This is a genomic window from Streptomyces sp. NPDC048483 (assembly GCF_040651455.1).
Taxonomy (GTDB): domain Bacteria; phylum Actinomycetota; class Actinomycetes; order Streptomycetales; family Streptomycetaceae; genus Streptomyces.
The window spans coordinates 1-26,397 of record NZ_JBEZJZ010000116.1 but is presented as its reverse complement, the minus strand read 5'-3'; the positions used below and the strand labels follow the sequence as shown (position 1 = coordinate 26,397).

The following is a 26,397-nucleotide window of genomic DNA, read 5'->3' as shown; positions in this document are numbered from 1 at the left end:
ATCATGTTCGATCCCATGAGCGCGCGGTTGGCGTCGTCGTGCTCGAGGAACGGGATCATGGCAGTCGCGGCCGACACCATCTGGCGCGGCGAGCCCCAGGAGCCGGGCGCGCGCCTCCGCGTCGGCCCGCAAGAAGCGCGCGAAGTCGCCCTGCGGCAGCAGCACCACCTGGCAGAACTGCTCCTTGCTCATGCCGAGGAGCTGGCCGATCTCCTCGCCGATCTCCTGGTGCGACCGGCTCAGCGCCTTCCACTCACCCCCCACCGCATCGAACTCCCGCAGCCGGCTCTGTGCCTTTTCCCGGGTCGTCCCGCTGCCCCGCTTCTTGGGGCGCGGCTGCTCGGGCAGTCGGGTGATCTCCAACCGCCGCTCGGCCACGGTCAGTTCGAGGACGACCTCGGTCGGCATCATCGGCTCCGCCAGGTCGCTGCGCAGCGCCTGACCGCTCTGCCGCGCACCGGGCACCGACCCGTACAGCGCGAAGCACACGGCGTCCAGGACGGAGGTCTTGCCCGCGCCCGTGGACCCGTGCAGCAGAAAGAGGCCGTCCCGCGCGAGCCGGTCGAAGTCGATGACCTGGGTACGGCCGAAGGGCCCGAAGGCCGTGACGGACAGCCGGTGCAGCCTCATCGCGCCACCTCGTGCAGGGTGTCGTCGAGGCGTACGTCATCGATGGCCGACCGCAGTTCGGCCCGCTCGTCGGCGTCGGCCGCGCGGCCGGCCCGTACGTGTTCCACGAAGTCCTCGGCGATCTCCTGGTCGCTGCGGCCGCGCAGCCGCTGGGCGTAGGAGGCGAGCGTGCGGGCGGGGCCCTCGTCCGGGTCGAAGACCAGGCTGACGATGTGCGGGAAGCGCTCGGCGAGCCGCGCCATGGGCTCGTGCGGGCGGGCGGAGTCGGTGAGCGTCGCCTCCACCCAGGCATCGTGGTGGCGGTCCAGCCCGGGGTCGTCGAGCAGCCGCTCCAGCGGCCCCCTGATGCGGGCCAGCGGCCGCGGCACCGGGCAGGCCACCCGCTCGGCGTGCACTTCACCCCTCGGGCCGAGGTCCACGATCCACAGCGACTTGCGGTGGTCGGTCTCGGAGAAGGAGTAGGCGAGCGGCGAACCGGAGTAACGGACCCGCTCGGTGAGGGTCTGGCAGCCGTGCAGATGGCCGAGCGCGGCGTAGTCGACGCCGTCGAAGACGGCCGCGGGGACGGAGGCCACCCCGCCGACGGTGATGTCGCGCTCGCTGTCGCTCACGGCGCCGCCGGTGACAAAGGCGTGCGCCAGCACCACGGAGCGGGTCTTCGCGGGCCGTTCGGCCAGGTCGGCGCGGACCCGGTCCATCGCCGCGCCCAGCACCTCGGCATGATCGGCACGCCGGGCGCCGAGTGCGTCGCGGACCATGGCCGGTTCGAGGTACGGCAGCCCGTACAGCGCCACCGGGCCGTGCTCGTCCTCGAGCAGCACCGGGGTGCCGCAGGCGGCGGGGTCGGTGTGCAGATGGATGCCGGCCTGCCGCATCAGCCCGGATCCGACGCCGAGCCGCCGGGCGGAGTCGTGGTTGCCGGAGATCATGACGGTCGGGACGCCAAGGTCGGCGAGACGGTGCAGGGCCTCGTCGAAGAGCTCCACGGCGGCGAGCGGCGGCACCGCACGGTCATAGATGTCCCCCGCGACGAGCACCGCCTCGACCTTCCGGTCCCGGACCGTCTCGACGAGGTGATCGAGGAACGCGCGCTGGGCGGTGAGCAGGCTCACGCGGTGGAAAGACCGTCCCAGATGCCAGTCGGAGGTGTGCAGAAATCTCACGAAACAGCTCCGACCTGCATATTCTTCCCCTCCGCGGGCTACGGCTCAGCACCAGGCCAGCACGAGTCTACGAGCCGCCACGGCCTGTACCGACCGCCGCCGGGACCCCGTCCGTCACGGACCTCCTTCGTACGCCTCGGATGCCCGCATCTGGCATTGAATGACCGTAGATGTCACCCGTGACCTTTACAGGCCCGGCCCGGCCGACGAGCGCACCCGAGCAGCTGACGAGGCAACCTGACGGCACTCGTCGCCATCACCACAGGCACAGCACGTGAACATGCTCAGCACAGGCGCACTTGACCGAGCAATCATCTGAACAGCAGGAGAGGAAGTCCCCAGTGAAGTCAGCTCGCTCGAGCTGCCGGGTCACCGGTACCGCCGTCGCCACCGTGATACTCGCCGCCGGTACCCTCGGCGCCCTGGCCTCGCCGGCAGTCGCCAAGGCCAACTCCATGGCCGTCGGGAAGGTCGCCCTCGACACAAAGCATGCGTCGGTCATCAAGGCCGAGATCATCTACTCCTGCGATCCGGGTTCGGACGTGCACGTCGCGACCACCGCGAAGAGCCTGCACCCCGCCGAGGGCCACCGCCCGTCCGTGGCCACCGCCACCCTCGCCAACAAGAAACTGGTCTGCGACGCGGACCGGCACCGGGCGCGGCTGACCCTGCGCCCGAAGCCCGACTCCGTTTTCCGTAAGGGAACCAAGGTCCGGGTCGCAGCCGCCATCGTCACCCCGCACGGCGACCACTACGCCGACGCGAAGAAGACCGTCACCCTCTGATCCCACCGGAGGAGGGCGGCCGCGGTCCGGAAGGGCAGCAGGTCGATCCTTCACCCACGGCTCCCCGCCCCGGCTTGAGGTCGGGGCGGGGAGCCGGTTTCCGCACGGGGCGTCACAGCACCCGGTCGGCGCGGGGAAGGGAGCGGACGACGTACGCGACGGCCCAGCACAGCGGCAGGGCCAGGGCGGCGACCAGGGCGAACTTGACGGCCGCCGGGGCGTGCAGCCAGCGGAAGGCGTACCCGAGCCCGACGAGCACGGCCGCGTGGGTGAGGTAGACGGCGAAGGCGTGGCGGGAGAGGAACGCGGCGGCGCGTCCCTGCCGGTGGAGACGTTCGCGGAAGAGGACGGTCAGACCGAGGACGACACCGACGGCGAACGTCGACTCCCACGCGGCCGAGGCCAGCGACTGCCAGCTGCCGTGCCCGACGAGCGTGCTCTCCTCGGCCGTGATGACCACGGGAAGGTACGCGAGCGTCGCGGCGGTGGCGACGGCGAAGCCCACGCGGCCCGTGGTGCGGGAGAGAGCCTGCGGCCAGCCACGGCGGTGGGCGAGCACGCCGAGGACGAAGAAGCTCGCGTACTGCGGCATGAAGCTGGGCGTGGGCAGGCCGAGGAAGGGGACGTAGGTGCTGTTGGGCACGGGGAAGCGCCACAGGTACGTGGCAAGGGCCAGGGCGAGGGTGAAGACGACGATGGCGAGCGGCCGCGGGGCCCGGGCCGTCTCGCGGGCCACCTGTGCGGCCGGGGCGGGGAGGCGGCGCGCGCCACGGCGGCGGACGAGGGCGTAGAGGACGGCGAACACGAGGAGGACCTCGACGAACCACATCGGGCCGGCGTCCCAACTGAACACGTAGTAGAGCCAGTAGGGCAGGGATTCGCCGCGCCCGGCGAAGGTGTCCCGCAGGTCGGCGTACCCGCCGAAGCCCGCGAGCGGGCGTATCAGCAAGAGGAAGGCGAGCAGGGGGATGCCGAGCCGCTTGAGGCGGTCGCGGAAGAACGGCCGCGCGCCCTTGCGGTCGTAGGAGGCCGGCGTGAAGTACCCGGCGATCATGAAGAAGAAGCCCATGAAGAACGCCTGGTTGAACATGACGAAGACGTCCAGGAGCAGGCCGGAGCCGTCCTTGGCGGGCTCGGTGTAGTACCAGGCGGGGATGTTGCCGTAGGTGACGGCGGTGTGGTGCAGCACCACGAGCACCGTCAGCGTGATCCGCAGATTGTCGATGTAAAGCAGCCGGGCGCGTTCCGGCTTCTCGCGAGCCGGTGCGGGCGCGGCCTTCACGGCCGTGCGTTCCAGGTCGTCCGTCATGAATGTTCCCCCTGTTGGATGCAGTTCAGTGGCGGTCCGCGCGCTCCGCGCGGGTGGCGTGCTCGAAGATGCCGGCGAGTTCGCGGCCGTAGGCCGCCAGGTCGCGTTCGGGACGGGCGCTCCAGTACGCGAACATGTTGTCGACCCCGGCCTGGAGGCTGACGGCCATGACGCGGACGTCGAACATGCGGAATTCGCCGCTTTCCTGGCCCTCCAGGAAGACCTTCTCCAGTGCGGTGTAGATCGGTTCGCTGGAGGCGACGCCGTAGTGCGGGGCTCCGTCAGCCGTCCGGTAGTGGCTGAAGATCTCGCCGAGCGCGGCGAGTTGGGTCCGGTGGCTGTGCATGTACTCGGCGACCGACTCGATATAGCCGCGCAGCCACGCGGCCGCCCCGGCCCGCCCCTCCAGCCGGGCCCCGACAAAGGCGCCGATCTCCTCGTAGATCTGGTCGACGACGCGCTCGATCACCTCACTCTTGCCCGCGAAGTGGTACGAGATCACGCCCTTGCTGATCCCCGCCCGCTCGGCGATCTGCGCCATCGACGCCTTCGCGAACCCCCGTGCCGCGATGGTGTCGACGGCGGCGTCGATGATCTGGGCGCGGCGCGCCTTCTCGATGAACGAGCGCTCCGGCTCCGGCGCCTCCCGCTCGCTCTTCCCGGCGCCGGACTGGCCACTCAGATCATTTTTTGACCGCATGGCCAAAACATTAGCCAGATGGCCAACCGGTGTCCAGCCGACTCGCGTTGAGCCGCTCGTGCCGGGTCCATCGGGGCCGGTGCTCCCCCGCCACCGCGGCTCATTAAGGTCGGCGACATGACCCACAACAGGCTGAGCGACCTCGTCGCCGCCGGATTCATCGACCGGCTCACCCCCCGCGACAAGGCACTCCTCGAGCGCCGCGTGCGCATCAAGTCCGCCGGCACCGAGCCGTTTCCGCTCTACCCCCGCGGCTGGTGGTACGCGGTGCCCGGAGCCACGTACGAGGGCCTGTTCTCGGCACTCGACCTGCACGACCGGTTCCCCGTCACCCTCTTCGAAGGCACCTATGTGGAAGACCGGCCGTGGCGGGGATCGGCGCTGCCCGTCTTCATCACCCCCGAACTCGACGGCTGGCGACTGATCTACGGCAATCTGGAATCCGCGATCGACGACGACTGGGACGCCTTCATGGGGGCGGTCGAGCGGCTGAGCGTCCACTGCGGCCAGGCGCAGATGTTCTACGAGGACACGGCGGGAGGCTCGGACATATGGGTGGTCGCCGAGAACGGCCGCATCCGTCGGCGGTTCGCAGCCGAGAGCGATCCCGAGTGGGAGGGTGATCCGCTGCCCTGGGAGGTCCTCCGTGCCGATGAGGAGGACTTCGACCCGGAGTACGACGAAGCCGAGCCGAACGAAGGAACGGTCCGAGCCGCCGAGGCCTGCGGCCGGCTGTCCGTCGATCCCACGGCCATCGGTCCCGCCACCCGTATGCGAGGCCACGGCTGGCTCGCCCTCTGCGCTGCGGACACCGGCCACGAACAGCTGGACATGCTGGTGAGGTAGCCCGCCCACGATCAGGCAGGCCGGCTTCCCCTTGGTGTCGCTGAGGGGTGTCGCGCGCCGCAGCCGCCTGGCGGGAGCGTTCCGCGGGTGCAACGCTTGGCGGGTGGGCGTCGGCGGTGGCGCGCGGGTGCTGAGGTTCACGGCGGATGGCGGTCCAAGGAGGACGTGTGGCAGAAGCGCGGCGGCTGATCGTCCTGCGGCATGCGAAGTCCGCCTGGCCGGCTGACGTGGACGACCGCGACCGGCCGCTCGCCAAGCGCGGTCTGCGCGACGCGCCCGCCGCGGGACTCTGGCTGCGGGACGCCGGCCGCATCCCGGACCTGGTCCTCTGCTCACCCGCCGCGCGGACCCGCCAGACCTGGGAACTCGCCGCCGAGCAGCTCCCGATGCCGCCCCCGGTCCGGCATGACGGCCGGCTCTACGGCGCGGCGGCCGCCGATCTGCTCACCGTTGTGCAGGAAACCCCCGACGCCGTACGCACGGTGCTCCTGGTCGGCCACAGTCCCGCCGTCCAGGAGCTCGTCCTGCTCCTCGCCGGAGAGGCTCGGGGCGACGGCCTTGAGCGGGCGCGGGAGAAGTTCCCGACCTGTGCGCTCGCCGTCCTCGCCCGGCAGGGCACCTGGCCCGAGTTCGCTCCGCGAAGCGCCGTGCTCACCGACTTCGAGGTGGCGCGCGGGGCGCGCGGCGGCTGACCTTCTCTGGGCAGGGAGCCGCGGCATCGCGTCCGCGGTGCCGGCCCGGCGGTCCCGCCGCCGGCTCGGCCCGGCGCATTCCAGGCGCCCGCATGCCCGGTCCGGCCACCGCGATACGGTCGCGCCATGGCTGACTCCCGGTTGACCACACCCTCGTTCCTCGTGCTCGGCATCATCGACAAGCTGGGCGAGGCCAGCCCGTACGACGTGAAGGGCGAGGCCGCCCGCACGGTGGCGCCGTTCTGGTCGATGCCGCACGCGCAGGTCTATGCGCAGTGCGACCGCCTCGTGGCGGCGGGACTGCTGTCGGAGGTCCGGCAGACGGGCGGGCGCAACCGGCGGCTGATGAAGCTGACCGCGGCCGGCAAGGCGGCCCTGGAGGAATGGCTCGCCGATCCCGCCTTCGTACCGGTCGAGGCGCGCGAACGCGGCATCCTCAAGCTGTGGTTCGGGGCCCGGCCCGAGGTGCTCGCCCCGGAACAGCTGACGGAGCATCACCGCACGCTTGCGGACTATGAGGAACTCGCCGAGAGCGTGGGCGGGTTGCTGACGCGGGGACAGCGTGAGGCGCTCGAATTCGGGATCCGTTATGAGCGGATGATGGTCGATTTCTGGCAGTGGGTGCAGCAGCGCGAGGCGTAATACCGCTGTACTACGCCGCGATACCGCCGCGATGAGCGTTGACCACGGCCGCGGATCCCCCTTACCTTCTCGATGGTCCAGAAAGGACTATCGAGGGTCGCGAACAGGGGAGCCGCCGTGCACCGTCCCAGTCCCAGGAGGATCGCCTGGCGCCGCGTGGCCACGATCGCCGTGGTGGTCGTCTGCGTGGGCTACGCACCGGTCGCCATGACCGAGCTGTGGCCGTACGCGCGCCCGGGCGCACCGGCGTTCGGGGAGTGGCTCCTCTCGCGTGCGGTGTCGCCGCGTTACGTCGCCGACGCCCTCGCCACCCGGATCGGGCCGTACGGACGCAGCCTGACGGCGATGATCGTGCACTCGGTCCTGGGCGGGGCGCTGATGCTCCTCGGGCCCGTCCAGCTGCTCTCGGCGGTGCGGCGGCGCATCCGGCTGCACCGTGCGGTAGGCGTGGTGTTCGCGGTGACGGTGTATGTCTCGATGGCGGGTGCCGCGCTCTATCTGGTGCGTACCGCGCCGGCCGACGCGTTCAGCGGGGCGGCGTTCTGGATCGTGCTGGCCACCATCCTGGTCGGCACCGTGCTGAGCGTGACGTTCGGGATCTTCGCGGCGGTCGGGAAGTTCCCCGACCTGCATCAGCGGTGGATGCTGCTGTGCTACGGCTTCCTGATGACCGCGCCGCTGCTGCGCCTTGAGTGGGGCGCGCTCCCGTGGCTGCTTCCCGGACTGTCCATGGAGGACATCAACCGGGTCGCCATCATGCACCTCGGCTCCGTGGTCGCGTTCGGCGCACTGCTCGCCTCCCGCGCGATGGACAGGCGGACGACGGCCACCGGGGTGGCCGGGACGTGCGTGCCGATGCCGGTGCTCGCCGCGGTACATCTGGCCGGCGCGGCCGCCCTGGCCTGGATCGCCCGCTCCTGCCTGGGCTGGGGCGCCGAAGGGCGGCGCCTGCTGCTCGCCTACCTGATTCCGTACGCCGCGACGTACGCCGTCATGTTCGTCCGCCACCGGCGCGCGGACCGGGAAGGACGGAGCTGGGCGCGCGAGGAGTGGCGCCTGCACCTGGCCGCCCTGTGTCTGGCGCCCGTGCTCTCGGCCTCCGCGGCGCTGCTGTTCGAGCGGTATGCGGGGCTCGACCGGCAGACGGCGCTGTCCGCGGGAGTCACGATCGGCTGCGGGATGCTGGCGTTCATGGCGACCACCGCGGTCAGCCTGCGCGTCATGTACGGCCGCGAGCTGGTCAAAAGGCAGCGCCTGGCCGCCGCCCGCCACACGCGCCCGACCCCGTCGCCGGCCGCGTAGCCCCCACCACCACCGGCCGTCGGGTCGGTGGGCGAACGATCCGCGGATCGACGCGCGGACCGACGGTCGGAACGACCCGCGGAATGACGTGCGGATCGACGCGCGCAACAACCCGGAAACGGAGCACACATGAACAAGGAAGCGGATATCCCCGGCGCTGCTGACAACTCCCGCGCTGTGGATGACTCCGGTGCCGCGGACGACGACTCCCCTGCCGCCGGGCCCGACGCCGGGTCGTCCGCGGAGCCCGGTGGCCGCGCACTGACCCCCGCCGTGACGATGCTGACCACCGCTGTGGCGGTGATCAGCATGCTGGTCGGCGCGCTTCTGATGGCGGTCGGCCTCACCGGCCACGCGTTCAGCGCCTGGCGGTCGCCCGAACCGCTGAGCAGCGGACTGGTCGGCGCGGCCATGCTCGGCGTATCGCCCGGCCTGTTCATGGTCGGCCGGGCCCGTGTCTGGGAAGAGGTCCGGACCCTCCTTTTCCCGCTCGCGATCGTGCTCCTCGGCCTGCTCGCCGTGAGCCTGCTCAACGCCGGCGAGCTCCAGGTGGTCCAGGGCGGCTCACTGCTCCTCGTCCTGTTCAGCCTCGGCTGGGTCGCCGTACTCGGCCTGCTCGGCCTGTGCGCCCTCGTGTGCATCGCCCTGCAACACCTCGGGCCCGCCCTGCCCCTTGAGGAACGGATCGCCCCGCTGCCGGGCTGGTCGAAGCCGTTCCTGGCTGTTCTGGGGTCGGCGTGGTTCGGCATCGGGGCCGGACTGCTGGGCCTCCCGCGGTTCTGGGCCGATTTCGTTCCGTGGAGCGTCAACCGCCCCGATGCGCAGGCCCTCGGCGTCTGGGCCCTCGCTCTGGGCGTCGGCGTCCTCGGCGCACTGGCCGAGGACGACCTGAGCCGGGTCCGGCCCGCGCTGCTCGCCCTCCCGGGCGTCGCGATCACCGTTGCCGTCGTGCTGGGCGCCCGCGCCACAAAGGTCAACTGGACGTCCGGTCCCGGTCTGTCACTGATCATCCTCGTCGCCGGACTGCTGCTCGCCGGGACCACCGGGCGCCGGCTTCTGGCACGGCGTGCGACACCCCGGCCCTGAGAGCGGGTGGCCGGCCGACGGCCCAACGCTCCCGGCCCACTGAGGATGAAGGTCCCACCTGCCCTCCCCGCCGGTCCGTGACCGTCACCTCGAACCTCCGCCCCTCAGGATTCGATCGCCTCGTGACGCTGCCCGAGAGCGGCCGCCCAGTCCGCCTTGGCCAGGCACATCTGCAGCGCCGACCAGGACTGCCCTGCCACGTGCTCCACGTCGGGCAGTACACGCTCGACCTGGAAACCGAGCCGTTCATAGAGTCGGACCGCACTGCCGTTATGGCTGAACACGCCCAGTTCCACGCGCTGCAGACCCCGGGCGCCGAAGGACACCGCCAGCACTTGCGTCAGCAAGCCCGCACCCACCCCGCGGCCACGAGCTTGGGGGGCAACCAGCACCCGCCCCAGCCGCCCTGCGACACCGTCGGCGTCCACGCGCACCGAGGCATGACCCACCACCTGCCCGGTCCGGGAGTCAACGCCCATCCAGCTCCCCCGTCTTGGCGTCTCGGACTCGGCCGCATACTGGGCGATCTGAGGCCCGTCCAACGGCCAGGTGAACGCGGGACCGGCCCAGGTCATCAGTTCGGCCGGACCGGAAATCCATGACGTGAGAAAAGAGCCGTCGGCACGAGTGAACTCGCGCAGCTCAACACCGGCAAGGGACATGCCCCGACCGTACGACAAGCGTCAACCCTGATCGGTCCGGGGAGAGTATGGACGCCTCCGAACAACCGACTGCACCGAGAACCAGGAGAACGAGGAGGATGAGGGTGAGTACGGGAATGCCGCGGGTTCCTGGCGCAGAGACGGCCTTGGCCACCCCAGCGGATCTCGCCGCAGACCCGATGGTCGCCGCGGTGACGGAGGTCGCGGTGAAGATCCTCGGGCCGGTCGCGGAAGAGACCGCGCAGGAGGGTGTTCCCCGTTCGCATCTCGACGCACTGGCCCGGAGCGGCGCCTTCGGGCTCGTCGGCCATGAGCCGGCGGCGGGAAGCGGGGTGGCAGCGCGCCAGGTGGTCCGGGAAGCCCATGAGGTCCTGTCGGCGGTCGACCCTTCGACATGGTTCGTCTTCACCCAGCATTTCGCCCTCGTCAAAGGGCTTCTCAAGAGCGGTAACGCCGAGTTGAGGGAGCATTGGCTGCCCGTGCTCCGCAAGGGCGAGCGGCTCGCCACGGCCGGGTTCGCCTTTCTGCGTCAGCCCCGCCCACCCGTCACCGCCGTACCGCTCGGTGACGGCTGGCGGCTCCGTGGACGCGTGCCGTGGATGACCGGCTGGGGGTTCGCCGACCTGGCATTCATCGGTGCCGTTACCCCTGATGATCAGGCGTTGTTCGCTCTGATCGACTGTGCCGCGCAGGGCAGCCGGCTGGCCGCGGCGGACTCACCCCCGCTCTGGGCGATGAATGCGACGCACACCGCGACGGTGGAGCTGCGCGACATCGTCGTGCCCGCGGAAGACGTGATCGTGCGAGAGCCCCGCGCCGACTGGGCGCTCGCCTACGACCTGGAGAACGCCAACTCCAACCCCGCGGTCTTCGGCCACCTCCGCGCCGCGACGGACTTCCTGCTCCGTTCCGCACCGCGCGCGGGCGCCGCGTACGAGACCCTCGGACACCGGCTCGCCGAGGAAGCGGCCCGGCTGCGCGCCGAAGCGTATGCACTGCGCGACGAACTGCCCGCAGGAGAGCGGGTCGAGGACCGGCTCGCGATCCGGTCGGCGGTCCTGGACCTGGGCGTGCGTGCCGCCACCGCATGCGTCGCGGCCACGGGAGGCCGTGCCGTGCAGTACGGCAACACGGCGGGGCGGCTCGCGCGAGAGGCCCAGTTCCACCTGATCCAGGCGCAGACCCCGCAGCTCCGCACGGAAACCGCCCGGATGATGCTCCGCCGGATGTGACGCCGCGCCACCTACGGGCCGGCGCCGGCGCCCCGTCGGCGCGTCCGTCGTGCCGGTCAGCGGGAGCGAGCAGGGGTGTATTCGCTGAGCAGCAGTGCGATGTCGTCCATACGGTGCGGGGACCGACGGGCGCCCAGCAGGAGCTTGTCGGCCAGTTCCTCCAGCGAATCCGCGCGGACATGGGCCAACGAGGCCCGCATCCGGTCGATGCCCGTGCCGACGTCCGCCCCTCGTCTCTCCACCAGCCCGTCCGTGTACAGCGCCAGGATCGATCCGGGCGGGAAGTGCACGTCGGTTTCCGGGTAGGTGGACTCTTCCGCCACGCCGAGCAGTGGGCCGCTCGGCAGGTCCAGTACCTCCGTACGTCCGTCGGGCCGGCGCAACAGAGGCGGACAGTGGCCCGCAAGGACCACGCGCGCGATTCCTGAACCGGGGTGGAGGCGGACGTAGCAGCAGCTGGCGAGGGGGCCGGGGTCGAGGTCGAGGAGCAGCTGGTTGGTACTGGAGATCACGTCGCCCGGCCGATGGCCCGCGGTGGCGAACGCCCGTACCGCGCTTCTGAGTTGGCCCATGACGGCCGCGGCGGCGACGTTGTGCCCCTCGACGTCGCCGACGATCAGCGCGACGCCGTCGCGGGTGGGTATGACGTCGTACCAGTCGCCGCCGATGTCCATGCCGCGCGTTCCCGGGAGATAGCGGCCGGCGACGCGGATGTCGGGCAGCGTGGGCAGCCGGTGCGGGAGCAGTGCGTCCTGCAGACCGTGGGCGACGGCGAATTCGGCATCGTAGAGCCTGGCGCGTGCCAGGGCATGGGCGATCAGCCCGCCCAGAGCGGTGAGCAGACCCCGCTCGTCGGTCAGGAACCGGTGAGCGTCGTCGAAGGCGAGGACGCAGGCGCCCACCGGGCGGTTGGAGGCGATGAGCGGAAGGAACGCCCAGGAGCGGGACTCGCTCGCGGGGAACCCGGGACAGGTCCGCGCGAACTCGTGCCGTGACTCGATGAACAGCGGAGCCCCGGAGAGCAGCACATCCGACACGGGCAGGCCGGCGCGGAGCGGTGAGCCTTCGAACCGGTCGAGAAGGCCGTGGTGGTAGCCGCGCTGCAAGAGCAGCTGCAAGCGGCCCTCGGTCACCACGTAGAGGGCCATCCGCTGGCCGCCGACAGCGGGCAGGAGCTGCTCGGCGACGGCTTCGCACACCTCGTGGGCGGTGACCGCCTCGGTCAGCGCGCTGCCGAGCTGGAGAACGCGGTAGAGAGTGCCCAGACGAGGGGCGGCGGGGGGCGACGGCAGGGCCGCCACCTCTTCCCCGACCGGTGTCCCAGGGCCGGCGTCGGCCGGGAGCGGCCCCGCGACGCGGGCCGCCCAGCCCGTCATGCCGTGCGCGCCCGGATGGAGGGAGAACACGAGCCATGGGTCGGGGGGACGGCGGGCGAGGAAGGAGACCGGCTGCTGGGAGATCATGGCGGCCCGGTACCGGTCCTCGTAGGCGGGATCGGCCAGCCACGGCAGGACGTCCCAGGGGCGCCGGCCCAGCAGTTCGTCCCGGCGGATCCGCAGCAGGTGCTCGAGGCCGTGGTTGGCGTAGGTGACACGTCCGTCCGGGGCGAGCGCGAAGAAGCCGTCCGTGAGCCGTTCGATCGCCTCGACGGCGGCCATTCCGGTTCCGGTGTCGAGGACGGCCCCCACCAGGTGGGATCGTGTCTGCCGGTCGTCGGGGGCCTCCGGTATGCGGCCCCACAGGGCGACGGTGCGGTGACCGCCGTCGTCCCGTATGCGCAGGGCCTGGGCCCAGACATGGCCCTCCTCGAGCGCGGTGCGGGCGGCGGACCGGAGGCCGGGGAGGTCGGCGTCGTCGATCTTGGCAGCCAGTGTGGCCGCTTGCCCGTCGAACGCGCCGGGGTCGATTCCGAAGATCGCGCACAGCTCGTCGTCCGCCACGAGGGCCCCGGTGTCGAGGTTCCAGTCGAAGAGGCCGACCCGTACGGCCGGGGCCGACCGCATCGGGACCGTCACCGGGGCGGTTTCCGTGTCGCTCTCGCCCAGCGCACCGCGTTCGCTCAGCTCGGCGAGCGTCGCGCCGAGGCGGTCGGCCGTGGCGCGCAGCCGTCGTCGCTGCGCCTTCGACAGCGCTTCTCCCTCCGGCCCGGCAGCCCACACCACGGCCATCGCCCCGAAAACGGCCTTTCCCGCTTTCACCTGCACGGAAGCGGATCCGAAAGAGTACGGCAGGGCCATCGCGAGCTGGGGGAACCGCCGCATGGTCTCGTCGGCTCCGGCCAGATGGACCGTCCGCCCGGACCGGTACGCCGCCGCCACCGGGATGGCGCTGCTCACCGGAATCCGCCGCCAGCCACCGAGCAGGGAGGGCGGCGTCCCGCACACCGCGCTCAGCACGAGCGAGCGACGGTCCCGCGACATCAGGAACACGCTTCCCGCATGCGCCCCGGTCACTTCGACGGCCCTGACGACGGCGCTGATCAGGGCATCGTCACGCGCAGATGCACCGTCGGCGCGCACCGTGCCCAACGGTGGGGTGCTCGGCCCTGTATCGCTGGATGGCATGGCGCCTTCTCCGGGTTGCCCTACTGCCCTATCGCCGTATTGCTGTCATCCCCTTAATGGACATTCTCCACTTTTTGGGCACCTGCCCCGTCCCTCCGGCTTCCTCGGTGTGCGACGGGAACCAGAGAGGAACGGGCTGGGTCACGCCCCTTCCGGCTCGGCCTGCGCTTCCGCGGCCGTGCGGTGGTGCTGCTCGAGCAAGCGGGTGCGGAAGAGGTCGAGCACCTCCTCCAGCGCCGCGCGGGTCGGCTGGCCGGGTTCGTCGATGAGGTGCTCGGTCAGCACCGAGTGCGGCGGCAGCACGGCCCCGGGACGCGCGGCGGAGTCGTCCAGTTCGACGGCAGTGAACGCCGCACCGAGTTCGCGGCGCAGAAAGGCGAACCGGTCGCCCGGCACCAGCCGGTCCCCACGGAACCGCAGCCCCATGACCTGAAGACCCTCGCGCTCGCAGCGGCCACGGACGGCGGCGAGGTCCTCGGCGGAGATATCGATACCGGCGGCCCGGCTCCTGGTGAGGGCCAGCGGGAGGGACGGCTGGGACAGGACGGGGGCGAGCAGGCGCTCATCGGCGGCCATGGCCAGGGCGAAGCCGCCGGTCAGACACATGCCGACGGCCCCGACGCCGGGGCCGCCGCAGCGCCGGTGCTCGTCCGCGGCCAGGGCCCGCAGCCAGGTCACCACGGGTGAGGATTTCCCCGTGGCCAGCACGGTGAACTCCCGGCTCACGCACACCTTCCACACCGACGAGGCGGTGTAGAGACCGGACTTCAGCAGGCCACCGGCTGCCGGGTCGGCATCGCGGCCCGGCGTGCCGAAGAGCACGGGCAGCACGGCGGTGCAGCCGATTGCGGCCACCCGTGCCGCGAACTCCAGCACCTTGGGTGTGATGCCCGGAATTTCCGCCATCACGATCACCGCGGGCCCCGTGCCGCGCCGCAGAATCCGGCGGGTGACGCCGCCGTGGGTGAAGGTGCTGCGGTCGAAACCGGTCAGGTCGTGATCTGCCATGGAATACCACCGTCCTGGTCGGTTGCCGGTCGGTCGCCGGCCGGGGGCTGCTCTGCGGACCGGGGCGCCTCGCCCCCGCCCGTCGCGGTTCACCGCGAGACTACCCAGCAGTAGTATCCAGCGATCGTCCTGGCAGGCACCCAGGCCTTCGCCACACCGATCACCGCCTCCACCGACGAACCGGCCCGCACCGCCCGCCGGCTGATCACCGGTCAGCCTTCGAAGGAACTCCAGGCCGGCGGGACGCAAGGTGCCGCCGGGCTCACAGCTCCCCGTACGCCTCGCCGCCGAGCTCCAGCTCCGCCGTCCCGGCCGTCATATCGGCCAGCCACGCCCGGAAGGCCTCCAGATCGGCCTCCGGCAGCCCGACCTCGATACGCACCTCCGCCCCGTACGTGACCTCGCGCACCGCCCGCCCCGTCGTGCGCAGGTCGTTCTCCAGACGGCCGGCCCGCTGGTGGTCGACGCCGATGGTGACCAGCCGGAAGCGCTGCCGGGTGACGGTGCCCAGCGCGTCCAGCGCCTCGCCGACGACGCCTCCGTAGGCGCGGATCAGACCGCCGGCGCCGAGCTTGATGCCGCCGAAGTACCGCGTGACCACGGCAACGACATAGCGCATCTCGCGCCGCACCAGCATCTGGAGCATCGGCACGCCTGCGGTGCCGCCCGGCTCACCGTCGTCGCTCGCCTTCTGGACGCCGCCGTCGGCACCCAGGACATAGGCCCAGCAGTGGTGCCGGGCTCCGGGGTGCTCCTTGCGGATACGCGCGATGAAGTCCTGGGCCTCCTTCTCGTCGGCGACGGGCGCCAGCGCGGCGATGAAGCGGGACTTGTTGATCTCGATCTCATGGACACCCTCGCACGCGAGAGTCCGGTACTGCTCCTGCATCCGACCAGCCTATGCGGCCCCTGTGACATGCGGACACCGGCCGGTCCCGGTGCCCCTCGCCGCGCTGCGGTGTCCGCCGTACGGGCGCAGCGCGCACGGCCAGGCGGCGTATCCGGGGGCTCCGTACGGTGCGTCGGGGAGACGTCCGCGGCGCCCCGTGGGCAGGGTGAGCCCCAGGCGAAGGCCTTGTGCTTGCGGGGTCCGCCCGTGCACACAGGAACGGAACGGCGGGTTGGCGGAGGGCTTCATGGACTTCATGGACGAGAGCACACAGTCGGCGATGACGGCGGGCGTTCCCGTGACGGGCGAGGACATGCCCGAACCGCCGCCGGAGGTCGTCGAGGCGGCGCGCAAGGCACCCGACCACTGGCTGGCCATGGTCGACCTGACCTGGCAGGGCGAGGGGGCGCCGCCGCTGTGGGCGCTGATCGGGCAGTGGCGGTCGGGCCCGACCGGCGAGATCGAGGAGTGGCGGGACAACCCCGAGTACCGGCCGTCGCCGCAGGCGCTGGACTGGGCGGAGCCGGCCGACGCCGTCGACCGCGCGGTGCAGCTGGCCGCCACCGGCTACGGCCCGGCCCAGGACGTCCATGCGACGCTGGCCCGCGCGGAGGTCTCGGTCCTGGTCACCGCCACCGGGACGCCGCTCGCCGCGGCCTCGCCCGAGGGCACCCCGGTCATCCCCGTCTACACCTCCCCCGGCTACCTCGAGTCGGTGGGACGGCTGCTGTACGACCGGCGGCCGGTGGCCGAACTCGTCGAACAGCTGCCGCCGGGGCACGCGCTGTACCTGAACCCGACCGGGCCGGTGAGCATGCTGGTGGAGACCGAACCGCTGCGGGAGGCGATCACGGCGGCCGGGACCGGAGCCGGAGCCGGGCAGCCGACCGACGAGGAGCCCGAGGCGGCCCCCGCGGGTCCGCTGCGCCCGGGCACGGCGGCAGCCGGAATCGAGCCGGTCACCGGCGGCGCCGCCATCGGCAAGCCGGCCCGTACCGCAAACGACGGCACGGTCGTCGGGGCCGGGGTGGTGGGCGGCGCCACCTGATCCCCCGCCCACAAACTCGCCCCGCCCGCCTTCCCCTTCGGGCGGGGCGTTTGCGTGTGGAGGGTTCGGGGCTCCTCAGCCCTGCCTCCTGCCGCGCCCGCCCCCGGTTCAGTGGAACGGGATGTTCCGCCAGGGGCTGTCCGGGTCCAGGGTGAGGACAAGGTGCCGGCTCACGGTGTCGCGGTAGACGTCGCCGAATGCGTCGTCGTCGCCCCACAGCACCCGGGCGAGGCTGTAGCCCGCCGAGTAGTCCTCCCACGAGTCGTAGGCCTCGCGGCACAGGTCACCGAGCGCGGGCAGGTTCTCCGTCAGGAAGTCCGGTTCACAAAAGCGCGCGCCGACGCACAGCCGGATGACCGTGACGGCGCGGCAGTAGTCCCAGGCGGCGAGGGTGTGCACCATGCCGTCCGGCGGCAGCACGCCGTCGGAGCGGAAGCGTTCCTCGTAGCGCCGGATGCGCGCAATCGCCTCTTGGGCCCGCCGCACGTTCACGCCCAGTCCCCGCGCCGCCCGGGCCGTGCTCTGGTACCACAGGTACGTGTGGTCCGGTTCGAAGGCATCGCCGGGCTCGAGGGCATCGACGATCGCCTTGCGTGCGATGAGGGCGGCCTCCACATGATGCGGGAGGTATCGGGTGCGGTAGAGGTTGTCCACGACGTCGTCCGCCTCGGCCGGCGTGGTCACGCCCCAGTCTTTGCGAAGGAGCCTGCGGTCGCCGACGTAGTCGGTGTACACATCCCTGACGGCGTTCCACGGTGTGCGGTTGCGGAGGGCGATCTGCGCACTGCAGGCGAGAGCGTGGGCGAGCGGGCCGTGCAGCGGGCCGGCGGCATCGGTCAGCAGAATGTCGCCGCGCTTGTGTGGCGGCACGACTTCCCGACAGATGCGCTCCCAGTCGGCGCGGTCCCGATGCGCGAAGCGCATACCGCTGGGCGAGCCCGGGTTGACCTCGATCACGATCTTCTCGCTGTCGCCGAACCACTCCACGAAACTCTGCAGAACGGCGTATTCCACGACCACATCGGGCCGGCGGGGCAGCATTTCCCCCCGGGTGCGGACCTCCAGCGTCCTGATGCCCGATGGGTCATCCGGCTTCTCGCAGTACACGAAGCCCACCTTGTCCGGGGCCGCATCGGTGCGCTCGCGGTCCATATCGAAGAGGACCTGGTTCTCCGCGAGTATCCGCAGATAGCCCTCGGTGTCCCCGCGCTTCTTGGCTTCGTACAACTGACGCTCGACCACGGTCGGCAGCCGCAGGTCCTGTTCCCCGGTCGAAGCGGTCCCCGTGTCCCACCCGTATATCCCCATGGGTTGCCACCCTACCGTCGCCGCGCAGCCCCTGCGGGTGCGCCAACCGGGGCGCAGCCGACGGGCGATGGCGGGGCCGCGACCCCCTCGGCACCCTGTCCGCGGAAGTCGCCGTCGGTGCTGTGGACGAGGCGCCTGGCCCTTGCCTGCGAGGCGCCTGGTCCTTGCCTGCTAGCCTCCCCGGCGCCCCGTTGTCCTGCAGCGGGACCATGGAGCACTGGACCAGTAGGAGGCAGCCATGTACGGCGACCCGGCGACGATCCGCAGGATCCTTACCGAGCTCGGGGACACCTGGGCCGTCGTGGGACTGTCCTCGAACCGGCAGCGCGCCGCGTACGGCGTCGCGGCGGTGCTGCAGCGCTACGGCAAGCGGGTCGTCCCCGTGCACCCGAAAGCCGAGACCGTGCACGGGGAGGTGGGCTATCCGTCCCTCGACGCCATTCCCTTCAAGATCGACGTCGTCGACGCCTTCGTGAACAGCGACCTCGCCGGCGCCGTCGCCGACGAAGCCGTCGCCCTCGGCGCCGAGGCCGTCTGGTTCCAGCTCGGCGTCATCGACGAAGCCGCCTACGCCCGCACCCGCGACGCCGGCCTCGCCATGGTCATGGACCGCTGCCCCGCCCTCGAGATCCCGCGGCTCGGCTGACCCCTGCCCCGCGCTCACGGGCGCCGGGTGCGTGAGCGTCCGTACATGATCACGCCGCGTGCCGCTCTCCCCGAGGACGCCGCCGAGCTCGTCCGGCTGCGCCGCCTGATGTTTCTCGCGATGAACGGGCGTGATGAGCCCGGGAGTGGGGAGCGGGACGCAGAGGCGATCGCGCGGCGGCAGCTGAGCGGACCGAATGCGCCGCTGGCCGGGTTCGTGGTGGACGGCGAGGGGGCCGGGGCGCCGCATCTGGCGGCGTGCGCGGTCGGGCGGACAGAGGAGCGGCTGCCCGCGCCCGGACATCCGTCGGGGCGCTTCGCCTTCGTCTTCAATGTCTGCACGGACCCGCGCTATCGGGGCCGGGGCCATGCGCGCGCCACGACGGAGGCGCTGCTGGCCCACTTCGCGGAGCGGGGCGTGACCCGGGTCGATCTGCATGCCACGGACGAGGCCGAGCCGCTGTACCGGAGCCTGGGCTTCACCGAGCACGCCACGCCGCTGTCGCTGGATCTGCGCTCCCGTGCGGGGGTCGAGCGCATCCCGCGGGCCGAATAGCGGCTGCCGGGGCGGGAGTTACCCGACGCCCAGCCCGTCCAGCACCGTGGCGCCGGGCAGTTCGGCCAGCGCCTTGCCGGGCACGATGAGCTTGCCGCGGCGGCTGCCGCTGCCGATCAGCGCGTACGGGACATCGGCGACGGCGGCGTCCACCAGCACCGGCCAGCCGGCGGGCAGGCCGATCGGGGTGATGCCGCCGTACTCCATCCCGCTCTCGCCGACCGCGGTGTCCATCGGCGCGAACGACGCCTTGCGGGCGCCGAGTTGGCGGCGGACCGTGCCGTTCACGTCGACCCGGGTGTGCGAGCGGACCAGGCACGCGGCCAGGGTGACCTCGCCGCCGCGCTTGCCCGCCACCACCACACAGTTCGCCGACTGCTCCAGCAGCCAGGCCCCGTAGTGGGCGACGAGCGGCTCGGTGTCCGCGACGGCCGGATCGGTGTCCACGTAGCGGAGTTCCTCCACCGGTACGGATCCGCACCAGCCGCGGATCGCCGCGGCCACGGGCTCGACCAGCAGGTCCAGGCACTCGGCGGCGGGGCGGACATCGTCGAAAGCATCCATCGGCACGCGCATGACGCCAAGCTAACAGCCGCGGCGCGCTCGGCGGCGGGCCGTCTCAACGTGCGGGCCTGCCCTACGAGTCCGCCGTACTGCTCAGCGTCCCAGCGGAATGCTCACCGACATGGTCATCTCGACCGGATCCGTTCCGTCGTTGCGGTAACCGTGCGCCACCTTGGCCTCAAAGGTCGCCGAGACCCCGGCCGCCACCGTGTACTCCTCACCGTCCACGACGAGCGTCAGCGTGCCGGACCGGACATGGATCAGTTCGACGGTGCCGGGGGGATGCGGATCGGAGGCGCTGCGGTCGCCGGGCATCAGCCGCCAGTCCCACATCTCGAAGGGGCCGGGCGCCTCGGCGCCCACCAGGAGCGTGGTGTAGCTGCCCGCCCCGGTGGACCACAGCCGCACGGCCTCGTCCGGCGGCACGATCCGTACCTGCGGGCCCTGTTCGTAGTCCAGGAGCGTGGTGATGCTGACGCCGAGCGCGTCCGCGATCTTGACGGTGGTGCCCACGCTCGGGTTCGTACGGGCCTGCTCGATCTGGATGATCATGCCGCGGCTGACCCCGGCCCGCGCCGCCAACGCGTCGAGGGTGTAGCCGCGTTCGGTGCGCCAGTGCTTGAGGTTGCGGGCGAGCGACTGCGTGAGCTGATCGAGATCCGTCACGGTCCGTCCAAGTCGGGATTCATCGAGGTCCATCGAGACCCATCGGAGTTCAATATATTCAATTCCGTAGTTCAGCTTGATGAACTACTGTGTGCTGCACTTCAGCGTCCACGTCACTGTACTGCGAGGTTTCACCATGACAGCGGTCTTCGCCCTGGCCACCAGTCTTCTCTGGGGGCTCGCCGACTTCGGCGGCGGACTGCTCACCCGACGTCTGCATGCGCTGACCGTGGTGGTGGTGTCGCAGGCCCTGGCCGCCCTCGTGCTGGGCGCCGTCGTGCTGGCCACCGGCGGCTGGCGGGAGGCCGGTCCGCAGCTGTGGTTCGCGGTCGCGGCCGGCGTCGTCGGACCCGTCGCGATGCTCTGCTTCTACCGCGCCCTGGCGCTCGGCCCGATGGGCGTGGTCTCCCCGCTCGGCTCGCTCGGCACCGTACTGGTCCCGCTCGGCGTCGGGATCGTGGCGGGCGAACGGCCGGGACTCATACAGGTCGCGGGCATGGCCGTGGCCGTGGTCGGCATCCTGCTGGCGGGCGGACCGCAGGTCGGTGGCGCTTCCGTGGCGCGCCAGACCATCGTCCTCACCCTGATCTCGGCGCTCGGCTTCGGCGCGGTGATGTCACTGATCGCCGAGGCGTCCACGACCGTGACCGGCCTGTTCCTCGCCCTGTTCGTGCAGCGGGTGTGCAATGTCGCCGTGGGCGGCGCCGCGCTGTACGTGACGGTCCGGCGCGGCACCGCCGCACTGCCCGAGGGCGGGTTCGGGGCGCTGCGCGGCTCGCTGCCCGCGCTCGCCTTCATCGGTATCGCCGATGTCGCCGCCAACGGCACCTACGCCCTCGCCGCCCAGAACGGCCCGGTCACCGTCGCGGCCGTACTCGCCTCGCTCTACCCCGTCGTCACCGCGCTCGCCGCCCTCGGCGTCCTGAAGGAGCGGATGCGCGCCGTCCAGACGGCGGGCGCCTCACTCGCCCTGGCCGGTACGGTCCTGCTCGCTTCGGGCGGCTGACGGGCGAGGGCGGACAGCTGACGGTGGTTCAGGACACCTCGCACGCACCGCCGGCCGCCGCGGCCTCCTGCGCCCGCCACGTCTCCAGGGCGATCAGCTGCTCCGGGGTGACGCCCTCGGGAACCGGCACCGGCGCGGGCGTACGCAGCGGCGGCTGCCAGCCCGCCGCCGGGTCCCAGCTGCGGACGACCTTGGCGGGCGCGCCCGCCACGACCGCATGGTCGGGCACCTCGCCGCGCACCACCGCACCGGCCGCGACCACCACGTTCCTGCCCAGTCGTGCGCCGGGCAGGATGACCGCCCCGGTGCCGATCCAGCTGCCGGAGCCGATGCTGACCGGGTCGGTGCGCGGCCACTGCTTCCCGATCGGCACCTCGGGATCGTCGTAGCTGTGGTTGGTGGTGGTGACATAGACCCCGGGGCCGAAGTAGCAGTCATCGCCGATCGTCAGCCGGACATCCGCGATCACATGGCTGCCGCGGCCCAGGACGACGCCGTTGCCCAGGGTGAGGATGGGGTCCGGGCCGAGATCGAGGTCCGGCATCATGCCCGCCGTCAGCGTCACGTCCTGGCCGATGATGCAGTGGTCGCCGATCTCGATCCACGGGTCGCCGAAGACCGTGCCCTGCGGGAAGGCGAGCCGTGCGCCGGGGCCGATCCGGCGGAAGCGGTACGGGCCGGGACACTCGGCCGTGACGGCCGCGGCCTGCCTCACCCAGTGCACGCCCCGGTGGACGGCGCGGGACACGGCCCGGCGCCGCCAGGCGGCAAGGGATGAGAACACGTTCTTATTTGACGGCACCCGCACACCGTACTCAGCGCACCGCCCGGCCGACCGCGGACCGCGCTGTGATCTTCGCCCCACCGGCGGCCACCGCCGCCCTGCGGTGCGACCGTCGTCTACGGTGCAGTGGGCGCGGCACAGCACTGGCGAGGAGAGACGGACATGGCGGGACGGGCGTTGATTTCAGGGGTGGCCGGCGAGGAGCCGACGATCGATCCGGCGGCCTACACCGCGCCCACGTCCGTCGTGCTCGGCGACGTCACGATGGCCTCCGGGGCGAGCGTCTGGTACCACGCGGTGCTGCGTGCCGACTGCGGCCCGATCGTGCTCGGCGCCGACAGCAACATCCAGGACAACTGCACGGTGCATGTGGACCCCGGCTTCCCGGTGACCGTCGGCGAGCGGGTCTCCGTCGGCCACAACGCCGTCCTGCACGGCTGCACCGTCGAGGACGACGTCCTGGTCGGCATGGGCGCCACGGTCCTCAACGGCGCGCACATCGGCGCCGGCTCCCTGGTCGCCGCGCAGGCGCTGGTCCCGCAGGGCATGCAGGTGCCGCCCGGTTCGCTCGTCGCCGGGATCCCGGCCAAGGTCAAGCGGCAGCTGACCGACGAGGAGCGCGAGACGATAAAGCTGAATGCCGCGATGTATCTGGAACTTGCGGCGCGGCACCGGGAATCGGTCCAGGAGGATGCGGGCTGAGCGGGCCGCGGCGCGCCCGCCGCGGCCGCGTCACGTCAAACTCCCCCGCTGCGTTTCCCCCGATAGATAAGGGCGCTCGCCTGTTTACCGGACGGTCGGTTCTGGCATCGTTGGTCGCCCATAGGGACGGCGCGGCGCTGTGCCGTGGACGGGAATGACGGATGAGCGCGTGGGCCGATGACCGGCCACTGCCCGAGGTGGTGGGACGGGCCGTTGAGCACGAGCAGGTGTCCGGGCTGCTGGACGGCTCCGCCCTGGTGACGCTGACCGGCGCCGCGGGGGTGGGCAAGAGCGTCCTGGCCCGCGCCGTACTGGACGAACACCTCGCGCGGCACGGCGGCACGGTCATCCGGGTCGGCTGCTGGGACGGCCTGGCCGAGGGAGATCTGACGGGCACTGTGCGGCGGGCCGCGGGCCTGCCCGCCGCCGTGCAGGCCGTCGCCCGCGGCACCGCTCCCCCGGCCCCGTACGCACCGGTGCACGGCGGGACCGGACCGGCCGACCGCGCCACCGTCGCGGCGCTCGCCGCACACTGCGTGCACCACCGCGCGACGCTGCTGCTGGACGACTGCGACCCGGTGCGCGACGCGTGCGCACAGCTGGTGCGGCGGCTGCTGCGGGCCGAACCGGCGCTTCGGATCGTGGCGACGTCCCGCCGTTCGCTGGGGCTGCCCATGGAGCGGGTCGTCGAGGTCGCGCCGCTCCCGGTGACGCTGGGCGAGGGAATCGCGGGACCGGCCGTCGAGCTGCTGGCGGCGCGGGCCGAGGCGGCCGCGCCGGAGCTGCTCGTGGCCGTCTGCGAGGCGCTGGAGGGCTCGCCACTGGCGATCGAACTGGCCGCCCGGCAGCTGGACCGGATGTCGCTGGCGCAGCTCGCGGCGCAGGTGGACGCCGACGGCCCGCTCTTCTACTCGGGCCCGGCGCCGACCGCGCGGCACACCTCCCTCTACGCGGCACACGCCGCCGGCTACGCCCTCTGCTCGCCCACCGACCGGCGGGTGTGGGCGCGGCTCTCGGTGCTTCCCGGGGACTTCGATCCCTGGCTCGCGGGGTGTGTATGTGCCAGCAGTGACGTTCCTGCCCCGGAAATCGACGCCGCGCTGGAACGGCTCCGGCTGGGCTCCGTACTGGAACGCGTACGGGAGGGAGGCGGCCCGCCGGACACCCGGGCCGCGCTGCCGCCGCGCTACCGACTGCCGCGCGGTGCCCGGGACTTCGGGCGGACCCAGCTGCGCGAGGCGGGCGAGGAGTCCGCGGCGCTGCGGCGGTTCCGGCAGGCCTGTGCGGCGCTCGCGGCCGAGGCCCAGATCGCCTGGCAGGGGCCCGACCAGCAGATCGCCGTCCGCCTGGTGGAGGACGAGCAGCATCATCTCGACGCGGCGCTGACCCGGCCGCCGCAGGACGCGGACGACGCGCTCAGCGCCCTGGAGATCGCGGTCTCGCTGTGGTTCCAGTGGGCGGCGTGCGGCTTCCGCCGCGAGGGGCGGGCGCATCTGGACCGGCTGCTGCTGCTCTCCCGGGGCGACACCCCGCTGCGGGCGCGGGCACTGTGGCTGGCCGGCTGGCTCGCCGCGCAGGAACATGCGCTCGCCACCGCGGAATCGCTGCTGGACCAGGCGTGGACGGCGGCCGTGATGCATGCGGACTCCGACGGGCTGGCCCGTATCGCGCATGCCCACGGTGTGCTGGCGCTGTACCGGGAGGACACCGCGGCGGCGGTGGCGTGCCTGGAGGAGGCGGCCGGGCACCGGCCCAGGGACCCGTGGTTCGGCCCCGGCCCCGCCCACAGCCGGGCGCTGCTCGCCATCGCGCTGTCACCACTGGACGCGGAGAAGGCGGCGGCCGCCGCCCGCCGCGCCTGGGAATCCCGGCACTCCGACGGCGACTTCTGGCTGTACTCCACCGTCCTGTACGCCCGCGCCCTGACCGAACGCACCCACGGGCGGCCGGAGGCGGCGCTGCGGGCCTGCCGCAAGGCGCTGGCGGCCAAGAAGCTCGTCGGGGACCCGCTGTTCATCGCGGGGGCCCGCAATATGCTTGCCGGTCTGCGCCGCGAGGTGCGTGACGTGCGCGAGGGGGCCTCGGCGCCGGGGGTGGCAGGCGCGGCACGCGCGGCAGGGACACGGTGGTGGCAGCGCGGTGGCGGGGTGCGGACGGCCCCGTTCTTCTCCCGGCTGCGCACGGGGTCCTGACGGCGTCGGCTCCGTTGGGGTGACCGGCCGATTGCCCGCGGCCGCGCGTCACCGGGCGCCCACCACCAGGTGTGCGTCGCGCAGCGTGACCGGACGGCCGCGTTCGGGATGCGGAGGCGGCGGCCCCACCCCATCCTGGACCGCATGAAGCGTGCCCCCGTGATCGTGCACCCGCCCTGCACCGGCGGTCGCCGCGTCACGCTCTACGGCCAGGACCTGGGCCGCGCGCTGCGCCCCGGCGATGTGGCCGCGTATCTGCGCCGGGCCGGATTCTCCACGGCGGAATTCGCCTGGGACGACACCGCCCTCATCGAATGGCGCGACGGCGGCCCCGACGTCTGGTCGACCAACTAGCCCCCTCCCCCCGCGAGCGCGTCGGCCGTCCGGGACGGCGATGCCACCAGCGGGACCGCGGCGTCCCCCTCGGTCCGGTGTGACGCCCGCCGCCCGTACCCGCCAGAGGGGCGGCGGGCGCCTGTGCCCGTGCCCGGCCGCGTCAGAACCCTCCGGCGACGAGGGCCACCGGCCGACGGAACGCCACCGGCCCGGTAGCAGGCGCTACCGGGCCGGTGACCGTATGACCATCTGTGCCTGACGGGCCGTCAGTCGACCGTCGCCGGAACCTGGGCCGCCTTCGCCTCGCGCTCCGCCGCCGCCTTCTTCGCGCGGCGCTTCATGATCAGGAAGGAGCCGAGGCCGAAGAGGAGGGCGGCGACCAGACCGAGCCACTGGAAGCGGCGCAGCCACGACTCGGCGACGATGCCGACGCTGTAGATGAGTGCGGTGGTGCCGCCGGCCCAGACGATGCCACCGAGGACATTGGCGATCAGGAACTTCCAGTACGGCATCTTCAGCACACCGGCGAGCGGGCCGGCGAAGATGCGCAGCAGGGCGATGAAGCGGCCGAAGAACACCGCCCACATGCCCCACTTCTCGAACTTCTCCTCGGCCATCGCGACATGGTCGGGGCCGAAGTGCTTGGGGAACTTGCGGCCGGCCCAGTCCAGCAGCGGCTGGCCCCCCTTGCGTCCGATCAGGTACCCGATGGAGTCGCCGACGATCGCGCCGACGGACGCGCAGGCACCCAGCACGAACGGGTCGATGTGATCCGTGGTCGCGGCCAGGATCGCCGCGCTGACGAGGACGATTTCACCGGGCAGCGGAATGCCCAGGCTCTCCACCCCGATGACCACCCCCACCAGGAGGTAGACGCTCACGGCCGGTACGGTCTCGAGCCACTCCTGGATGTGCAAAGCCGATTCCTCCACTGATGTAGGGCCCCCGTGGGCCGCTGCCCGGCCGCCCGTGCCGCCGGGCCGGTGGCGGGGGAGGGGGGCGCCGCCCCGCGCCCCGCGGCGGGGGGACGCGAGGGGGGGCCCCGGGGCCGGCGGCCCACGCGCCCCCCCCGCGCCGCCA

Annotated in this window: 27 protein-coding genes; 14 read left to right on the top strand and 13 right to left on the bottom strand. The window is 72.1% G+C overall.

The features are described from left to right. Together AB0D04_RS36085 and AB0D04_RS36080 are read right to left on the bottom strand one after the other, a co-directional pair. Positions 1-630, bottom strand: a 630-nt coding sequence (locus tag AB0D04_RS36085; RefSeq protein WP_362711633.1) for an SMC family ATPase, incomplete at its 3' end; no start/stop codon positions are given. Further along, entirely contained in the window at positions 627-1,793 is a 1,167-nt protein-coding gene (locus AB0D04_RS36080) for an exonuclease SbcCD subunit D (RefSeq protein ID WP_362711632.1), read from the bottom strand. The genes AB0D04_RS36080 and AB0D04_RS36085, both read right to left, overlap by 4 nt. A 341-nt stretch (positions 1,794-2,134) precedes the next feature. Between AB0D04_RS36080 and AB0D04_RS36075 the strand changes: the two genes are divergently transcribed. After that, complete coding sequence (locus AB0D04_RS36075) at positions 2,135-2,578, top strand: hypothetical protein (RefSeq protein ID WP_362711631.1); 444 nt, start codon at positions 2,135-2,137, stop codon at positions 2,576-2,578. 112 nt (positions 2,579-2,690) lie between these two features. Here AB0D04_RS36075 and AB0D04_RS36070 read toward each other — a convergent pair whose 3' ends face one another. After that, positions 2,691-3,887, bottom strand: a complete 1,197-nt coding sequence (locus AB0D04_RS36070) for an acyltransferase family protein (protein WP_362711630.1) — start codon at positions 3,885-3,887, stop codon at positions 2,691-2,693. 25 nt (positions 3,888-3,912) lie between these two features. Next, positions 3,913-4,587 carry a TetR/AcrR family transcriptional regulator gene (locus AB0D04_RS36065; protein WP_362711629.1) on the bottom strand — a complete coding sequence of 225 codons (675 nt, stop codon included), beginning with the start codon at positions 4,585-4,587 and terminating at the stop codon, positions 3,913-3,915. A 117-nt stretch (positions 4,588-4,704) separates the two neighbouring features. Here AB0D04_RS36065 and AB0D04_RS36060 point away from each other — a divergent pair, with 117 nt between their 5' ends. The 5 genes from AB0D04_RS36060 (at position 4,705) to AB0D04_RS36040 (ending at position 9,155) form a co-directional block, all read left to right on the top strand. After that, on the top strand, positions 4,705-5,433 hold the full coding sequence (locus AB0D04_RS36060) for a hypothetical protein (RefSeq protein WP_362711628.1): 729 nt from the start codon (positions 4,705-4,707) through the stop codon (positions 5,431-5,433). A 167-nt stretch (positions 5,434-5,600) separates the two neighbouring features. Next, the gene (locus AB0D04_RS36055) at positions 5,601-6,125 is read left to right on the top strand and encodes a histidine phosphatase family protein (RefSeq protein WP_362711627.1); all 525 of its coding nucleotides are present in this window, start codon (positions 5,601-5,603) and stop codon (positions 6,123-6,125) included. A 126-nt stretch (positions 6,126-6,251) separates the two neighbouring features. Beyond that, the gene (locus AB0D04_RS36050; protein ID WP_362711626.1) at positions 6,252-6,767 is read left to right on the top strand and encodes a PadR family transcriptional regulator; all 516 of its coding nucleotides are present in this window, start codon (positions 6,252-6,254) and stop codon (positions 6,765-6,767) included. A gap of 156 nt (positions 6,768-6,923) precedes the next feature. Continuing rightward, positions 6,924-8,069 carry a DUF2306 domain-containing protein gene (locus AB0D04_RS36045; RefSeq protein WP_362711625.1) on the top strand — a complete coding sequence of 382 codons (1,146 nt, stop codon included), beginning with the start codon at positions 6,924-6,926 and terminating at the stop codon, positions 8,067-8,069. A 129-nt stretch (positions 8,070-8,198) separates the two neighbouring features. Next, on the top strand, positions 8,199-9,155 hold the full coding sequence (locus tag AB0D04_RS36040) for a hypothetical protein (RefSeq protein WP_362711624.1): 957 nt from the start codon (positions 8,199-8,201) through the stop codon (positions 9,153-9,155). Between the two features lie 104 nt (positions 9,156-9,259). On the opposite strand, the gene AB0D04_RS36035 is transcribed toward AB0D04_RS36040, so the two are convergent. After that, on the bottom strand, positions 9,260-9,817 hold the full coding sequence (locus AB0D04_RS36035) for a GNAT family protein (RefSeq protein WP_362711623.1): 558 nt from the start codon (positions 9,815-9,817) through the stop codon (positions 9,260-9,262). Between the two features lie 146 nt (positions 9,818-9,963). Between AB0D04_RS36035 and AB0D04_RS36030 the strand changes: the two genes are divergently transcribed. Continuing rightward, a complete protein-coding gene (locus tag AB0D04_RS36030; protein WP_362711622.1) occupies positions 9,964-11,049 on the top strand; it encodes an acyl-CoA dehydrogenase family protein in 1,086 nt (361 codons plus the stop codon). A 56-nt stretch (positions 11,050-11,105) separates the two neighbouring features. Here AB0D04_RS36030 and AB0D04_RS36025 read toward each other — a convergent pair whose 3' ends face one another. The 3 genes from AB0D04_RS36025 to AB0D04_RS36015 all read right to left on the bottom strand — a co-directional run bounded on the left by AB0D04_RS36025 (position 11,106) and on the right by AB0D04_RS36015 (position 15,510). Beyond that, positions 11,106-13,613: a SpoIIE family protein phosphatase gene (locus AB0D04_RS36025; RefSeq protein ID WP_362711621.1), complete on the bottom strand. Its 2,508-nt coding sequence runs from the start codon at positions 13,611-13,613 to the stop codon at positions 11,106-11,108. 141 nt (positions 13,614-13,754) lie between these two features. Beyond that, positions 13,755-14,621 carry a dienelactone hydrolase family protein gene (locus AB0D04_RS36020; protein ID WP_362711620.1) on the bottom strand — a complete coding sequence of 289 codons (867 nt, stop codon included), beginning with the start codon at positions 14,619-14,621 and terminating at the stop codon, positions 13,755-13,757. 262 nt (positions 14,622-14,883) lie between these two features. Next, positions 14,884-15,510 carry a YigZ family protein gene (locus AB0D04_RS36015; protein WP_362711619.1) on the bottom strand — a complete coding sequence of 209 codons (627 nt, stop codon included), beginning with the start codon at positions 15,508-15,510 and terminating at the stop codon, positions 14,884-14,886. A gap of 247 nt (positions 15,511-15,757) precedes the next feature. On the opposite strand from AB0D04_RS36015, the gene AB0D04_RS36010 reads away from it, so the two are divergent. Then, positions 15,758-16,558 (top strand): type VII secretion system-associated protein, encoded by an 801-nt coding sequence (locus AB0D04_RS36010; protein WP_362711618.1) that lies wholly within the window; start codon positions 15,758-15,760, stop codon positions 16,556-16,558. Between the two features lie 108 nt (positions 16,559-16,666). On the opposite strand, the gene AB0D04_RS36005 is transcribed toward AB0D04_RS36010, so the two are convergent. After that, entirely contained in the window at positions 16,667-17,866 is a 1,200-nt protein-coding gene (locus AB0D04_RS36005) for a DUF1266 domain-containing protein (RefSeq protein WP_362711617.1), read from the bottom strand. 238 nt (positions 17,867-18,104) lie between these two features. On the opposite strand from AB0D04_RS36005, the gene AB0D04_RS36000 reads away from it, so the two are divergent. Both AB0D04_RS36000 and AB0D04_RS35995 read left to right on the top strand, forming a co-directional pair. Next, positions 18,105-18,512, top strand: a complete 408-nt coding sequence (locus AB0D04_RS36000; protein ID WP_362711616.1) for a CoA-binding protein — start codon at positions 18,105-18,107, stop codon at positions 18,510-18,512. Positions 18,513-18,557: 45 nt separating this feature from the next. Continuing rightward, positions 18,558-19,067: a GNAT family N-acetyltransferase gene (locus AB0D04_RS35995; protein ID WP_362711615.1), complete on the top strand. Its 510-nt coding sequence runs from the start codon at positions 18,558-18,560 to the stop codon at positions 19,065-19,067. A gap of 18 nt (positions 19,068-19,085) precedes the next feature. Here AB0D04_RS35995 and AB0D04_RS35990 read toward each other — a convergent pair whose 3' ends face one another. Beyond that, positions 19,086-19,643, bottom strand: coding sequence for a YbaK/EbsC family protein (locus AB0D04_RS35990; protein WP_362711614.1), 558 nt, complete (start codon positions 19,641-19,643; stop codon positions 19,086-19,088). A gap of 81 nt (positions 19,644-19,724) precedes the next feature. Continuing rightward, positions 19,725-20,297: an XRE family transcriptional regulator gene (locus tag AB0D04_RS35985; protein WP_362711613.1), complete on the bottom strand. Its 573-nt coding sequence runs from the start codon at positions 20,295-20,297 to the stop codon at positions 19,725-19,727. Between the two features lie 136 nt (positions 20,298-20,433). Here AB0D04_RS35985 and AB0D04_RS35980 point away from each other — a divergent pair, with 136 nt between their 5' ends. Further along, positions 20,434-21,303 carry a DMT family transporter gene (locus AB0D04_RS35980; RefSeq protein WP_362711612.1) on the top strand — a complete coding sequence of 290 codons (870 nt, stop codon included), beginning with the start codon at positions 20,434-20,436 and terminating at the stop codon, positions 21,301-21,303. A 28-nt stretch (positions 21,304-21,331) separates the two neighbouring features. Here AB0D04_RS35980 and AB0D04_RS35975 read toward each other — a convergent pair whose 3' ends face one another. Next, entirely contained in the window at positions 21,332-22,087 is a 756-nt protein-coding gene (locus AB0D04_RS35975) for an acyltransferase (RefSeq protein ID WP_362711611.1), read from the bottom strand. A gap of 162 nt (positions 22,088-22,249) precedes the next feature. On the opposite strand from AB0D04_RS35975, the gene AB0D04_RS35970 reads away from it, so the two are divergent. The 3 genes from AB0D04_RS35970 (at position 22,250) to AB0D04_RS35960 (ending at position 25,335) form a co-directional block, all read left to right on the top strand. Beyond that, positions 22,250-22,789: a gamma carbonic anhydrase family protein gene (locus tag AB0D04_RS35970; protein ID WP_362711610.1), complete on the top strand. Its 540-nt coding sequence runs from the start codon at positions 22,250-22,252 to the stop codon at positions 22,787-22,789. A gap of 161 nt (positions 22,790-22,950) precedes the next feature. Continuing rightward, positions 22,951-24,981, top strand: coding sequence for an AAA family ATPase (locus AB0D04_RS35965; protein WP_362711609.1), 2,031 nt, complete (start codon positions 22,951-22,953; stop codon positions 24,979-24,981). Positions 24,982-25,125: 144 nt separating this feature from the next. Continuing rightward, positions 25,126-25,335 (top strand): hypothetical protein, encoded by a 210-nt coding sequence (locus AB0D04_RS35960; RefSeq protein ID WP_362711608.1) that lies wholly within the window; start codon positions 25,126-25,128, stop codon positions 25,333-25,335. A gap of 248 nt (positions 25,336-25,583) precedes the next feature. On the opposite strand, the gene AB0D04_RS35955 is transcribed toward AB0D04_RS35960, so the two are convergent. Continuing rightward, entirely contained in the window at positions 25,584-26,234 is a 651-nt protein-coding gene (locus AB0D04_RS35955) for a DedA family protein (RefSeq protein WP_362711607.1), read from the bottom strand. Between the last annotated feature and the right edge of the window lie 163 nt (positions 26,235-26,397).

Bases quoted from the DNA above. Each gene is read 5' to 3' on its own strand.
- AB0D04_RS35965 (WP_362711609.1), top strand. From the start codon at position 22,951: ATGAGCGCGTGGGCCGATGACCGGCCACTGCCCGAGGTGGTGGGACGG.
- AB0D04_RS36065 (WP_362711629.1), bottom strand. From the start codon at position 4,587: ATGCGGTCAAAAAATGATCTGAGTGGCCAGTCCGGCGCCGGGAAGAGC.
- AB0D04_RS36070 (WP_362711630.1), bottom strand. From the start codon at position 3,887: ATGACGGACGACCTGGAACGCACGGCCGTGAAGGCCGCGCCCGCACCG.
- AB0D04_RS36000 (WP_362711616.1), top strand. From the start codon at position 18,105: ATGTACGGCGACCCGGCGACGATCCGCAGGATCCTTACCGAGCTCGGG.
- AB0D04_RS36015 (WP_362711619.1), bottom strand. From the start codon at position 15,510: ATGCAGGAGCAGTACCGGACTCTCGCGTGCGAGGGTGTCCATGAGATC.
- AB0D04_RS35995 (WP_362711615.1), top strand. From the start codon at position 18,558: ATGATCACGCCGCGTGCCGCTCTCCCCGAGGACGCCGCCGAGCTCGTC.
- AB0D04_RS36060 (WP_362711628.1), top strand. From the start codon at position 4,705: ATGACCCACAACAGGCTGAGCGACCTCGTCGCCGCCGGATTCATCGAC.
- AB0D04_RS35980 (WP_362711612.1), top strand. From the start codon at position 20,434: ATGACAGCGGTCTTCGCCCTGGCCACCAGTCTTCTCTGGGGGCTCGCC.
- AB0D04_RS35960 (WP_362711608.1), top strand. From the start codon at position 25,126: ATGAAGCGTGCCCCCGTGATCGTGCACCCGCCCTGCACCGGCGGTCGC.
- AB0D04_RS36035 (WP_362711623.1), bottom strand. From the start codon at position 9,817: ATGTCCCTTGCCGGTGTTGAGCTGCGCGAGTTCACTCGTGCCGACGGC.
- AB0D04_RS36025 (WP_362711621.1), bottom strand. From the start codon at position 13,613: ATGCCATCCAGCGATACAGGGCCGAGCACCCCACCGTTGGGCACGGTG.
- AB0D04_RS35970 (WP_362711610.1), top strand. From the start codon at position 22,250: ATGGCGGGACGGGCGTTGATTTCAGGGGTGGCCGGCGAGGAGCCGACG.
- AB0D04_RS36020 (WP_362711620.1), bottom strand. From the start codon at position 14,621: ATGGCAGATCACGACCTGACCGGTTTCGACCGCAGCACCTTCACCCAC.
- AB0D04_RS36005 (WP_362711617.1), bottom strand. From the start codon at position 17,866: ATGGGGATATACGGGTGGGACACGGGGACCGCTTCGACCGGGGAACAG.
- AB0D04_RS36010 (WP_362711618.1), top strand. From the start codon at position 15,758: ATGGACTTCATGGACGAGAGCACACAGTCGGCGATGACGGCGGGCGTT.
- AB0D04_RS35990 (WP_362711614.1), bottom strand. From the start codon at position 19,643: ATGCGCGTGCCGATGGATGCTTTCGACGATGTCCGCCCCGCCGCCGAG.
- AB0D04_RS36050 (WP_362711626.1), top strand. From the start codon at position 6,252: ATGGCTGACTCCCGGTTGACCACACCCTCGTTCCTCGTGCTCGGCATC.
- AB0D04_RS36040 (WP_362711624.1), top strand. From the start codon at position 8,199: ATGAACAAGGAAGCGGATATCCCCGGCGCTGCTGACAACTCCCGCGCT.